Annotated in this window: 8 protein-coding genes and 1 pseudogene; 3 read left to right on the forward strand and 6 right to left on the reverse strand. The window is 33.2% G+C overall.

The window, feature by feature from the left end:
• Window positions 1-574: 574 nt before the first annotated feature.
• From ACQKMF_RS10695 to ACQKMF_RS10705, 3 genes are all read right to left on the reverse strand, one after another.
• A complete protein-coding gene (locus ACQKMF_RS10695) occupies window positions 575-1,030 on the reverse strand; it encodes a hypothetical protein (RefSeq protein WP_427573023.1) in 456 nt (151 codons plus the stop codon).
• A gap of 39 nt (window positions 1,031-1,069) precedes the next feature.
• Window positions 1,070-1,639, reverse strand: a complete 570-nt coding sequence (locus ACQKMF_RS10700; RefSeq protein ID WP_427573025.1) for a toll/interleukin-1 receptor domain-containing protein — start codon at window positions 1,637-1,639, stop codon at window positions 1,070-1,072.
• A gap of 965 nt (window positions 1,640-2,604) precedes the next feature.
• Entirely contained in the window at window positions 2,605-6,015 is a 3,411-nt protein-coding gene (locus tag ACQKMF_RS10705; RefSeq protein ID WP_427573027.1) for a tetratricopeptide repeat protein, read from the reverse strand.
• A gap of 813 nt (window positions 6,016-6,828) precedes the next feature.
• Between ACQKMF_RS10705 and ACQKMF_RS10710 the strand changes: the two genes are divergently transcribed.
• Both ACQKMF_RS10710 and ACQKMF_RS10715 read left to right on the forward strand, forming a co-directional pair.
• Window positions 6,829-8,736, forward strand: a complete 1,908-nt coding sequence (locus tag ACQKMF_RS10710) for a hypothetical protein (protein WP_427573029.1) — start codon at window positions 6,829-6,831, stop codon at window positions 8,734-8,736.
• A 27-nt stretch (window positions 8,737-8,763) separates the two neighbouring features.
• Complete coding sequence (locus ACQKMF_RS10715) at window positions 8,764-10,608, forward strand: TIR domain-containing protein (RefSeq protein WP_427573031.1); 1,845 nt, start codon at window positions 8,764-8,766, stop codon at window positions 10,606-10,608.
• Window positions 10,609-10,707: 99 nt separating this feature from the next.
• Here the strand turns inward: ACQKMF_RS10715 and ACQKMF_RS10720 are convergent, their stop codons facing one another.
• From ACQKMF_RS10720 to ACQKMF_RS10730, 3 genes are all read right to left on the reverse strand, one after another.
• Window positions 10,708-10,989, reverse strand: a complete 282-nt coding sequence (locus ACQKMF_RS10720) for a RyR domain-containing protein (protein ID WP_427573033.1) — start codon at window positions 10,987-10,989, stop codon at window positions 10,708-10,710.
• Window positions 10,990-11,021: 32 nt separating this feature from the next.
• Window positions 11,022-11,180, reverse strand: coding sequence for an SEC-C metal-binding domain-containing protein (locus ACQKMF_RS10725; protein WP_427573035.1), 159 nt, complete (start codon window positions 11,178-11,180; stop codon window positions 11,022-11,024).
• A gap of 315 nt (window positions 11,181-11,495) precedes the next feature.
• On the reverse strand, window positions 11,496-12,167 hold the full coding sequence (locus tag ACQKMF_RS10730) for a hypothetical protein (protein ID WP_427573037.1): 672 nt from the start codon (window positions 12,165-12,167) through the stop codon (window positions 11,496-11,498).
• Between the two features lie 1,509 nt (window positions 12,168-13,676).
• Between ACQKMF_RS10730 and ACQKMF_RS10735 the strand changes: the two are divergent.
• A pseudogene (locus ACQKMF_RS10735) lies at window positions 13,677-13,883 on the forward strand (tyrosine-type recombinase/integrase); the annotation flags it as partial.
• Window positions 13,884-14,322 lie beyond the last annotated feature (439 nt).

Consider the following 14,322-nt stretch of genomic DNA (forward strand, 5'->3'; position numbering starts at 1 on the left):
CCACCTGAGCTAATGGGACAAACTGCCCCTTATTAGCCAAAATACAGACACATTAGGGAACTAACACAGATTAGATCTTCCAGTTTATGAAAATTGGGGATCCGAACAAATCCATAACAAAGTTCTATTACCTAAATAACAAAATAACTCAGTTAGTGTTAGGTTATCAAGCAATTTCTTTTCCCATATTTCAAAATTAGGTTCTCGCATAGTAACAGCAAATTCCTTGACAATAAAAGTTACTACATCTTTTTCATTTTGCTTTAACTCCTGTCCATCACCTGACTCTCCTTTTTATTCTTCTATTTGTTACCAGCTATACTGCTTAGAGTGGTGACAGGTGGATCTGCATGGACTAACAAGCCTAAAAAAAGGAGCTGAATTTAATCAGCATCCTTCTTCATACAGCTTTCAAAAGATTTTTCTTTTGGTAAGCTGTTTTAATTTACTTAATAATTGTTGATCCTTAATAACATCCTATTTGTACTTCCTTAATATATTGCACTTGACTTTACATAAATTTAAGGCGAGTTGCAAAGAAACCCAACCTTAAATATTTTTTGATAAGACACAATTATCTATCCCTTAAAACAATGCTCGCATGTAACACATCTTCCCAAAAGTCTGCAGACTTATGACTCAAAGGTATGTTATATTCTTGTAGAAATGTATCCTCAAGTATATCATGATTAGCTTTTATGAAACTAACTAAAGCATTAATCTTTCCGACTGCATTACCAATGTCGGGGTATTTTTCATTAGCTGTGACTCCACCACCTGAGTAGTCAAAAAAGATTCTTTCGCGTGACTCTAGTTGTGTGACTTCTTCTTTATATGTAGGCATCGGAGGCCAATATTCCTCACCACGAACATCATAGAATAATGCGCTTTGTACAATTTTATCCAATTTTTGTAGAACTGCTCTAGTATCATCCTTCAGATGCACAAACTGCTTCCATAAAGGCATATTATTCATTTCGATTTCTGCTATTTCTTTCTTGTCTTTAGCCTGTTTGATTTGTTCAAGCATATCTTCAAGTTTTTCATACTGTACTGATTGCTCAGTTAATCATTTTAGAAGCATTTCATTATCTTGGTTTAGCTTTTCATATTCCTCTTGTGAGACTGTTTGCTCCTCTTTAGTTTTAATTTGAGCCATTATCCCATCAATATTTCCAAAAAATTCTCTAGCCTTTTGGGATATTAAAGTAACTATTGGTGCTGTCTCCATAATCCCCATATTGTAGAACTCGTCCGCAATCCCAATCAGATCATCAGGACTACTAATACGCTTAGCCTGCATCCCAGCTAAGGGGGTACTGTCAAGAACATCAAAGTTTAAAGGTGGCATAAGGATAGGATAAATATTTTTGTTTATCATCCATACAGCCCCAAGTTCAGCTAAGCAAAATCTGCTTTTGAAGTAGTTCTCAGTCAACAACAGTGGAACTATTTGTGCTCCCTCTATATGATCCTTGATGTGTTCAACAAATTTTACACCTGTAGGAATTGTTCCTGAAATAGATGTACAATAAATGTCATTTCTCTTTAAGTCTAATGTTAGCCTAAGATATTCCACAAAAGCTTCAACAATAGGCTTGTCTGCTGTCGCATGGCTTACTACAATTTTGGCAGTCAAAAGTATCCCTCTCATTCATTCTAATCTATTACCATTATATTCTAGTAATACCTATTAGCCAAGTTGGGACTTTATAAGATATTGATATTTGTATTCATACATTAAACTGGGACAACCTACTTTAATTATTTTTGGATTTTCCAAACCAATATACCACCATTTAAAAATTTTGATTTTTCATTAAAGTAGGGAATCTAAGTCGGCTACTGTTTCTTATAAAAATACTTGCGAACCATAATCCATATAAGTAATTATAATATATGCTTGATATAGCAGTGGTTAAGTTATAAAGATGGCAATGCAAATCAACCCACTCGTTATAATTAAGGAGGATATTATGCTGTCGTGCGAAGTTACTGGTGTGACTGGTTTTGTCTTTTTGAATCATTACATCATGTCGCCCATTCAATTTCATAAATAATGGAGAGAGGGCTAAGTTTATTTAACATTAGTTGCAAATTCTATGCTGGCTTCATGGCAGAACGATAATTGTGGATCAAGATATCTTCACCCATTTTTAGCTCAACTATAAAACGGTTTCGGGACTTTATCAACTCATTTTCCAGCCAATAATGAACGTATTCAAAACTCAAGCAGTTTTGAAGTAAGCGGAAAGATTTCTTTTTTTGATTACATTAAGTAATATAAAATGCCGAAAGTATTGATTTAATGCACTTTTTAACAAATTATTTATCATTTAATTTCATCTAATTAAATATAAAACCATTTAATCTGTGACCATGTGACCAGATGATTTGTTTTTTTAAGTAGAAAACAACTAATTGAGGAGGTTTAAGTAAACCTCCTCTTTCCAGTTAAAGATAATAAGCCTATTGTAAAAGTTACTCTAGCAAAAGGAGCTAAATCAATATACTTTAATAACAAACTATTTTCAGGAATTTCGTTTTGGGGTTTATTTTTAATTTCCTGAAGGAAATACTTAATTCATCAATATACCTACTCTTTTATTTTCCTATAAGAAAGCAACACTTTTTATATTTTTTCCCACTACCGCAAGGACATGGTTTATTTCGACCAATAGGTGACTGAATTATATTTCTCGACTTTATATTCTGCTTTTTACCTATAATGCGTCCTTCTAAAGGAGTTTGAGTCACCTGTAAAAATGAATCACGAATCTGTTGATTACCCATTTTTGGTATAATCTTTTGCCTCTTCAAAAATGCATCCATAGATTTTTTCATTTTTCCCAGTTGAGCGTAAATCTGTGCTTGTTTACACAAACAACTCACCAATGTATCCCATTCCTCTTGTTCTTCTAATACTTCTTCTAAATCCTCATATAAATCTAAAGCATCTTCTAATCTTCTTAGTTCCATATAAAAATCAGCTTTTTCAAACTGGCAAGTAATATATAAATCAAAGTCTTCTGTTTCAAGAAGAACGTGGTCAATAATTTCAATTATTTTTAATGCTTCTTTCCATTGCTTTTTTTCTCTATATACTATAGCAATATGCCGCAGACGTTCCAAAACTTGAAAGGGATTCCCTAAGCCGATTTCGCTCATGATTTCTAAAGAATGCTGAAAAAGAATTAGTGCCTGATCTAAATCTCCTTTTAAATAGTAAACACATCCCAAATTATATAAATATGTACAATACTTATCGGGATCTTTTATCTCCAATACTATTTTTATCGCTTCTTCATATAAAAGGAGGGCATTATCTAATTCTTCTTGTTCATGGAAGATTAATGCCCGATTATTTAAAGTTACAGCTATTAATTCCTTATCGTTTATATCTACCCCTATAGCATGAGCCTCTTCATACATTTTCTGTGCTGCTTCCGGATTATTTATTCTATAAATTTCTCCCTGATTATTGAGACATACGGCTACTAATTCTTGATCCCCTATGTTTCTAGAAATCTCCAAGCTTTTTGCATACAATGACAACGCTTGATTAAGATCCCCACCACTTGTTTTGTAAACCATCCCTTTTTTAAATAATAAAGTAGCATGTTCTTTTTTATTCTCGCTACCTTCCTGACGTTTAATTAGTTTGTCGTATAGTAACAAGGTCTCATCAAAAGAGCCATTGAAAAAAAAGATATCAGCATAAAATTTTAAATATTCATCTTGATAGTTCTCCACATTTTTTACGATTGTTGAGAAGTATTCCTCCCTTTGTATCCAAGAGTTTTCTTCAAGATCCTTCCAGTCATGTAATACGCTATAGAATCTCCCTTGATCACTAATCTGATTTATATATTTTTCATCGATTAGTAGATCGGCAAGTTGCTCCCATTCTTCATTTTTCTTTAAAAGATAAGGTAATTCGAAAACAGTTCGATCGGTGATCCCATTAATAAGGAAAAATTCTATTAACTTCTTCCTGATAGCTCGAATTTTTTTCTTATCCTTTAAATACTTTTCCTCTACCGCTTCCTGAAACTGTGAATGGATAAAGTTATGTAGTGCCACTTCATCGCTCTTTATTAAGAAAGGCTGAAGATCAAAATATAATTTTGAAAATGCATGAAATGGCAATGCAGAAGTTTTAGGAGAAAGAGGATATCTCTCTTTAAATTCTCGTATGATCTTTCTGTTTTTATATATGAGAGATAGCCATTCTTGTTCTGATAATCCTTGAGAGGATACCGCTAAAAGTGATAGCGCAGTTGAAGTTAACACTTCTCCATGTTTGTTTTCTAACTGCTCTAAAAAACCATTGATGATTCCATGGACTGATGGTTCAATCTTATTTTCATTTTCCCAACTATGCCATTTACTTGCATGTTCAAAAGCCAGTTTTAAATATAGGGGTGTTGGGCAATGACGAAATTGTTGAAGCAAGTACAAACGCTGTTGAGGTTGTAACATTTTTTGTGACTTCTGTAACCAGTGGTCTAGCAAAAGTTCTCCATCTTTTTTCCCCATCTCCTTTAATTTATAAAGATACACATCAGGGAGGAGGGTTTTTATATATTTAATTAGGTCTGGTGTAATGGAGAATACAACCTTCAAATTAGTAATTGAGGAAATTCCCTTTAGAATCTCTAATGAATGGTGTAGTTGATCAACAGCATCCAAGAACAGCACTACACGCTTTTCTGAATGCGCTGTGATTAGTTTTCTTATTTCTTTTAACCATTCATCCCAATCCATATTTTCTCTGTTTTCTTTAATGCTGTTAAGAAGTGGAGAATACACCTGCTTTAATTCTTGATATATGCTTTCAAGCAATGCATTGGTTTCAAATGATAATGGACTCACCCCAATAAATCTACGTAATATAATCGTATCTTTAAAGGAAGTTTTAACCCCTTCACTGACTTTTGCCATTAGTGCAGTTTTCCCCGTTCCACTAGATCCAGAAATGACTAACGGGTTTAGATTTTCATTAATATGTTTCTGTATAAATTGGCGAGAAACTTCCCTGCCTACATAATCTTGAGCCTGTTGCTGGGCGTATTTGTTATGCATTTCTATTTCTATTTCATTAGGTGTATCACCTTTTTTTCCTTTTAGTTCTAATTGTGAGATTATAATATGGGATATTTGTTCATATACTTCATCGCACATTTGATCTAGGTGCCCTTTTGTAAGTCCTTTTCCACTCCGTTTAGCATTATATCTAAGAATACGATCTGAAAACTTATGTTCTATCCTTTCTTTTAACTCAGATAAACGGAAATTGGCATAACTGTCATGTTTTCCTGTCTCTTTATTTAAATCAATAAATTGCTTTACAGAATCTGTTTTCTCGACGTTTTTTAAATTTTGAATTGTACGCATGACACAAACAACATGTTGAGAAGCATCCATGGGTTGTAATGCCCCTTTTACAATTTCCATTTCTGTTGCCGAAGCAAAATACTTGAGGCACCTTTCATCATTATCCTGCCATCCCAGGTCTTTTATTGCATGCCGTAAAATATCTCTGAGTTTTTGTTCAATTTCATCCCAATTTGGATTATCTGTATCATTTTTTGCTCGGGGTTGAAGAATATGTAGTGAAGGTACATAGTTCTTATCTTGCTTATACCAATGTTGAAGCAGTGATAGATCTTCCTTACTAATAATTGTTCCTATTTCTTTTAACTCTTTGGATGGAATCTCCTCAGGAATCGGCTGCCACCCATATCTATCACCGATCAACATCAGGAAATTGGGGCGCAGTGAAAGTTTTTGACACCGATCTAACTCTTCCAGACAAATTTTCATAGTCTTTTGGGAAATAGCTTCCCTATCACTTACCCCCCACCTAAGGTCTACAGCTTGAAATTTTGCCTCTCTTTGAGCACAAAGATCTTGAAGGCGTGGGTACACATTATCTTGTAAGGCATTTCTCTCTTTTTCAAAATCACTAAATGTGGAACTAATAAACACTCTAACTAAATTAGAATTATGCACGGTTGCTGCCCCTTATTATTTATTTATTTTCTTTACTTTCAAACAATAGCCCCACGGTTATAATACTATCAATCATTTTTACGATCATGTCGGTGAAATCCATTTATCCCCTATTATAAAATCTTTTCCAATTATACCGTTCAAGGAATAGGTTTTTAGCTTTTCAATTAACAAATATCAAATAAAATTCATAACCTTCTAATTTCTGGTGAATTGATTCAGGAAGTCCTAGAAGGAGCCAACATCAAAATTGGTTCGGTTGTGTCAGATATTATCGGTGCTTCATGTCATAGGCATTTCTGCCAGTGTACTCATGTTATACTCCCTCTATCAATGGTTAATATTCACTGTTCTTGGAAACGTCCCTATGGAAGTGATATTAAATTATAGTAAACACTCATTAAAAGGGTGATACTTAAGCTAAGTCTTGCATACTAAAAATACAAAAAAACCATATTTATATATGTGAAATATGAGATAATTTCACATATATAAATATGGGAAGGAACTCCTCGAGTACTATGAACTATAAACCTAAACCTTTGAATTTTTGGAATTATGAGAATAGATTGCAAAAAACATCGATGAAATATGGTCACAACAAAGAATAAATGGTCGGACTTTTGACCCAAGCGGAATGACCGGAAAAAGGAACATCCTAATCTAGTTCCCTATGATCCTCTAATAGAACAGGTTAAAGATTATGTCAGAAATACCGCTATGGTGACCTTGAACAATTATTGATCTAGGATATACATAAAAAAATATAGCCCTTTAGAATGATAAAAAAATTAAATAAGTGGGGAATACAACTTGGAGAAGTTTAAGATATATCACTTTAGTTTAGCAATTATTTTAACAGTCGTGGGAATCATTGGATTCTGTAAAAATTGGTTTGATAATAATACAATTATTTTAATTTTTATAGGCCTTTCTTGGTCAACTACATTCTTTTATTGGTACTTAAAGCAGTATTTCTTTCAAGGAACAATGTTAATGTTTACATTAGCATATGGAATCTATGGTTTTTATGAGTATTCAGTACCACCTTATAAACACACAGGATTCAATGCAGTCTATTCGACAATCAGGCTCTTTTTCCTAGATTATGATACGGTTTTTAACACAGCAGCCAATAAGTTTGGAAACGTCCCGCTACCTATTGAAATTGCACGTTGGACAGCTTTTTTATTTTCTTTTGCAACCGTTACTAAATTGTTTGTAAAATACTTTGGAACATCAGTAAAAGGGATGCTATACCGAAATTTTGGTGGCCATATTCTTGTTTTTGGGTATAACTATCAATCTTACATTCTTATAAAAAATTTAAAAGAAGATAGACATCGAGTAATCGTAGTCGACCAATCCCTTTCTGAGGAAAACAAAAAGGAACTCTTCGATCTCGGTGTACCAATAATAAAAATCGATTCATTCGAATCATCAGAATTTCAATATAAAAACAGCATCAACAAAGCTAGCTATCTTATTTTATTTGATGAGGATGATTCCATAAACCTCGAAAACTATCTTTCAGTTCGTTCCATCGCCAAACCAAAAAATGGTAAACAACTACCGATTTTATTGCATTTAGAGCATGCCAAAACGTTGCAAATATACGAAAATTTACTCTTAGAAGAAGGTGGGTATAAAGTAAAATCCAATAATTTTTCTACTTCCATGTTAATTGCTGAAAAAATGTTAAGTGACTATCCTTTATACATAGGGTATGAAACCCAACTTCGAAAAGAAGATGGAGAACCTTTGCATGTTTTATTTATAGGTTTTGGAAAAAGAAATCAACACCTTGCCTTCCATATTCTGAATCTTGGCCACTTCCTAACAAAAGAAAAAATGCATTTTACCATTTTGGATCGCAATATTGAAAGGGTAGAAAAAGAATGGAATTTTTTAGCGAAGAAGTCTCGTGATTTGGCGAACATTCAGTTTAAAAAGGTAGATTTAATCTATCAAGGATTACTAAATGAGTTAAATCAAATAGATGTACCCATTACTCATGTCTATCTTTCCCTAAAGGATGATTTCATTGATATGATCGAAGGAATCGAATTAATGGAGAAAATCCCGAATGTCCCTATTTTTCTGAAGATGAAAGACGATAATAAAATAAGCAACTGGTTGGATGAGCATATAGATACCTATAAACAGGTAAAACGATATGCAATGCTTGGAGAAGTCTTAAATAGTGATTATGTTTTAAATGAAGGACTTAAGAAATTAGCAAAAGAAGCCCATAACAAATATCTGAAAAGAAAAGAAGATGAAGGGAAAAGAACTCAATGGGACAAGGATTGGGAAGAACTTAATGCATTTAAACAGGAGTCAAACCGATACCAAATGCTCCATAATGATACAAAGTTGATGTTATTAGGCCTAAAATCTGTACCAAAACAAGACCCTAGACATCAAAATGAAATCCTTGATGATGCTGGGTTTGCTGAGTATATCGAGACATATATCAAGCCTGATTCACTAGCAATCGTAGAGCATGAACGATGGAAGGATTTTCATTTCTTAAGAGGATGGAAAGTCACAGCAATAGACAACCCTTTACCTAAACATGAACTAGAAAACTTAAAATTACATAAGGTTCTAATCCCATGGGATGAGCTTTCTGAGGATTATAAGAAATTTAATCGAGACAACATTAGATATTTAAAAATTTTCTACAATTCACAAGGAAAAGATTTAATAAAAGAATAAGAAAGAACGGTTCTTGGGGGAAGTAAAATGAAAAATGTGTTTATAAGCTATGGACATGATGAGCATGCATGTTTAGCAGAACAGTTAAGTGTGGATTTAGAAAAAGTCGGTTTTAATGTTTGGATTGATGGAAAAAGAATAAAAGTGCAGAATTATTGGGACCATTCCATCGAAAAGGGGATTGGTCAATCTCACTGGATTATTGTCTTAATGACACCTCATTCAATGCGACGACCAGATGGTGTTTGTTTAGACGAAATCAGCTATGCAAGATTTCAAGGGAAAGATATTGTGCCAATTATGGTCCAGCAAATTCAACCCCCTCTTCCAATTGCACGAATTCAATGGCTGGATTTACAAAGTTATCAGCAGAAAGAGCAATACCAAAAAGGCTTTGAAGAGCTCTGCAAAGTGTTAAATGGAAATTATAAACTAGGCTTCGAAGGTGAACTTACACATTTAAGAGACATTCTAGCTGCCATGGACGATAAGGGTGAAATCGGTAGGCATATGGAAGGATTTATAGGGCGCGATTGGCTGTACAATCAATTCCAGGATTGGTTGGAAAACCAAAATGAGTCTCGCGTCTTTTGGGTAAAAGGACAGGCGGGTGTAGGTAAATCAGCGTTTTCTGCAAAATTATCTCTAGAATCGAAAAGCGTTGTCGGAGTTCACTTTTTCAAGCATAATGACAGCGACCGCAGGAATCCCAAACGTGCCCTATGTTCGTTAGCCTATTACTTAGCCACCCAGATACCGGAGTATATGGAGGAACTCCAGAGTATTCCAAACTTAAGGCAAGACAGTATTGCCGAAAAAAATACTGTCGGACTTTTCAACTATCTGTTTATAGAGCCTTTGAACAACATTGCCCCTCAAAAGCAACGTTGTGTATTAATTCTTGATGCACTTGATGAAGCTAAGGAAATCTCTGAATTGTTGCATGTGATTGGACAAGAATTTGATAAAATCCCAAATTGGTTAGGGCTTGTTATTACCAGTCGACCAGAAACGGATATTGTTCGTCGTCTAGGCAACCTTAAGCCTTTTGTATTAGATACAATGGATACAAACAATATTAACGATATTGAATCCTATTTAAAGAAAAATTTAGAGATGAATGGACTCCAGTATAATGAAACCCAAATCGCTAAATTAATCGAGAAAAGTGAAGGAGTATTCCTTTACATAACGGAAGTAATAAAGGAACTAAAGAATGGGAACCTTCATTTAGACAATCTTGATACTTTTCCGACTGGCTTAAAGATGATTTACTTAAATTTCTTTGAGCGGCAATTTCCAGACAAAGTTGTTTACAACAGAGATTACCGCCCACTCCTTGAATTAGTCATGGCTGCACTGGGTCCGCTTCCTATTGAGATTCCAAGAATAATACTTAACTGGGATAAGTATCAAGAAGCAGAGATTTTGGAGGGAATTGGTAGCTTATTCTATTCAAACGAAGACACCATCGAGCCATTTCATAAAAGTATCAAGGACTGGCTGATTGATAAAAAGTGGAGTTACCCTTATTGGATTGTTGAAAAAAATGGCCAACAGAAACTTATGGAGCATTGTAAAAAACAATATCTTGAAGGAACAAAAGAATTACTAGACTATCAGGTAGCTCACTTCCATCAGCATCTCCTTCAAAATGAAGATTGGACGACCTTAAAAGATTTGCTAGCCGATAAACAGTTTATAATTGCAAAAATTAAAGCTGGCCAATCAATGGAATTACTGGAATTCTACGAAGAAGTGATCCAATATCCTCATATTGATTTTGAGATTAGGATGGAAATAGAGGATAATTTCAGAATGATTCGACTACCAATCCTATTTGATATGCATGATCACTTTGCTATAAATTAAGGGGATAGAGCCAATTAAAATACAATACCCCCCCTTTGAATCAAGAGTAGCGGAGAAACCAAAACTCTTTTATTCCAAGGGGGAATTTATATAATCAAATTATTTTACAAACCGATATCCCAGAGCTAATATTGCTTTTAATGTTTCTAATGAAGTATTTCGGTCATAGTTCTTTTCATTCTCCGGCAGTTCTTCATATGGTATTAAGCACGGGTGAAGCTTTTTATCGTCATCTCTTTTTTCACCATAAGTCCAGCCTTGATCCATTCTTTGCTGAGCCCAAATATCATGTGTATGTTCTGCTAAATGTTCTGTTAATTCTAGTATTTCCTCCGATAAAGTAACTTTACTAGTGTCTATTGGTTTTGGGCGATAACTCATCAAATCAAATCCCCTCATATTAAGGCAAGATATTAAATAATTTTTCCCTGGCATCTTTTAAATTTTATCCTACTTCCACAATAACATAAATCATTTCTTCCTTTTTTCTTTTTCATAAAATCTACGTAAGATTTTTTTAAATATTCTTGATATTTTTGCTCACACCATGTTACGTAAGAGTTTTCCCCCATTCTGAGAAATTACTTCTCCAGGTTTCAAGAATATTTAGTACGTCAGACCACATCTCCTGTTTTTTCATTAAGTCAAGAAGGACCGGTAAAGTGTTAATGTTCAATTCTACTGATTTCGTATTTTGAAGAATCTTCAATACTTCTTCATACAGTTTAATAACAGTCCGCTCATCCTTTTCTAATAAATAGATATAAGCTTCACCAATGGAACAATCAGTATAGATGATCGAATTTTTTATTTCTATTGCTTTTTCTTTTGCTTCTCTATAATATTGTATATCGGCTCTATATTAGGAATAATTATCGGAAAAACGCTTAAGATCTTATTTTTTTTACAAGATAATTTAATTCGTCTTGAATCCAATGTTCAAAGTTTTTAAAACTTATATCATTCTCAATAAGATTAAAAGTATGTCCTTTTTCAACAATACTTATAGAATTAATTGTAATTTCCTTTATATTTGCTTCACTATCAGTTGGTATAATAACTCGAACAATAGTATTATCACCGAGAGTCAGTTCTACCGTTATGTCCAAAAGGTTCTGGTTCACTATTTCCATTCCATAAACACCAAGAACTAGATCCACAAAGAGTACTTCATTATGATCAACATCTAAATAATATTCTTCTTTAGGTAATTCTTCTTGGTCACCCCACATTTGAAATAAAATAGATGTATTATCATAAAACTTTAAATATATTAACCCCCACTCTGCTCTATGCGAAGAGACTATGGAATACGCATACTTGACTTCTTTTCCATCAACAGGTAACTCAGATGGTAAACTATAAGTTTCATTATCATTTTCAATGGCTTCTTCTTGACGCACAACTACTCTTCCATAATGATCTACATTTACAAAAGTTGTCCCATCTCTAAATAAAACATTAGAATAAACATAGCCATATTCTTTACCAAAGAAATGAAGGTAATTATTTATAACTTTATTTATAGCACTCGGAATCCTAATTGCAAAATTTGTCATTTGTAACACACCCTTATAATATTTTTGGTGTTTAATTTAAATAATTTAGCAGGAGAGATATTAGATAGTTCTTAATCTTTTGAACCTGGTTTAATGTACCGTATATACAATCTGCTTTTTCTTTTCGTCAATATAAAACTAACAAAAGAGAGACTTTTCTCCCAAGTTCTAAAAAATATAATGTTTATGAGATTATTGGTTTTATATAACAAGCTAGTGCATGCTTCCTGTTGCTCCATCACAAACATGTAATATGTTATTTTTCAACCCTTGAAAGCTTACAGCGAAGTCTGCTATCCATGCTTTAATGTTTCCAACCTCACTTGGAGATAAGCATTGATTATAATCAACATATTTTTTGCTAAACTTACTATTCTTGTTATAAATTGTAATTGAAACAACTCTTGAATATTTATTTTTCCATTTGCTGGTTCATTATAATGATAAAATTCATCAAGAGTTAAATTAGATTTTATACTGTTACACCTTTTACATGCACAAACACAATTTTTAAAACTTGAAATTCCCCCTTTTACCTTGGAATTATATGATTTACAGAATCACCATATTTACCGTATAACTTATGAATTAGAATTTGATGAACTATTCCTGCTATACCCTCTTGTACTATTAATAAGCTTTTTCATAGGGAACTTTAAGTGACTTTCTTATATGATACAAACTTTTATATCTGTTTCTTTTAACAATTCAGGATTATAACGTCAGACTTTTGCCTTCAAATTCTCTTTTAGGACGCATATGAGATTTGGAAATAAGTAGGAGGAGCGGTCAATTGGACACACCTATCTCCATTCAAATTGTGCAATCATAACTTCGATAACACGATTGTTAGAAAGAACCTATTAAACTGCCTATCCTAGTATTTCATCTTTAAAGTAATGTATCTCTTCTCTCTTGAACTTTTTGTAAAGGTTTATTTTATCTGAGTTCGAAATAATACAATAAATATCGCCTTCCTACTCATTAGTAGTTGAAATAATAGGTATAGAAACTGAATTCTCATATATTTTTGGTATTTCTACTTTAAAAACGGATTCATCATTTAAGATTACTTCTAAATTATAATTTTTTAACTATTTTAAATAATTCATAGAATTAGCTAAATCCGGTTGGTAAGAAACCCCTTTTATCGAATCTCTTAATTATAGAATAATCATCCACTATAACGGTGTGACAACTCTATTTATTGTTGGGGAAAGGGGTCTCACATTGTGGGTACCCTTTGATTAGTTGGCAAGGTTTGTAATAGTATTACTAGCATGAGGGTACATACAGCATATGTATCCCTCATGCTGCGAACATTATTTACAGCCTTTTACCGTCTGGGTCGTAACATTTCTTGTGCTAATAATAAAAAGTCTGGATCAATTCTAATCAATTCTTTAATAACTATATTTTCATCAGGAGTATAATAAAGAATTCTTGCAAGGTTTACTATTTGTTGTTTCCCAACTTCCAAAGCTATAAATTTTTCTGATGCCTCATTTGGATGTAGACAAACATATTACCCCCCACAGCTTTAGACATACTCATACATCCCTTCTCATTAAATCTGGGGCAGGCGTAAAGGAGATTCAAGAAAGATTAGGGCATTCAGATATAAACAAGACGATGAACATTTACGCTCATATGACAAAAAATATCGAAGAAAAGACCTCCCATAAGTTCAGTGAACTTACGAAAGGTCTCCTCTAATTGGTGAAGTAAAGTTGTTTCAAAAACTGAAAGTTAGCAAAAAGTTAGCATCTCACTAATCTTCACCTTACAACGCTATTGTGCTTATTACACAAACGCGCCCTTTTGTTGAATAACAAAAATAACTTATAAGAGTTAACACTGGTCGTCTCTTAATCTGACGACAGACAAACTATTTTGATTTTCAAATACCTTTAATCTTTCTTCGACCAAAAATCAAATCCTTTTTGAGTACTCCCTTTTTCTTCCGAGAGTTATTCTTCTATATAGGTAATATTTTAAGTTTACCATTTCGGTAATTCTCAGTTTTTGATACAGATTATGATTATCCTTTCAAAAAGGGGTTCCTGTTTTTGTGTATTTCCCCTAAAACTAAACCAATCGGAAAAACTTCATCTGTACTGTTTTAGAGAAATAAACATCCATAATCTTTTTAAAT

Source organism: Peribacillus sp. NPDC101480 (assembly GCF_050277335.1).
In the GTDB taxonomy this organism is placed as follows: domain Bacteria; phylum Bacillota; class Bacilli; order Bacillales; family DSM-1321; genus Peribacillus.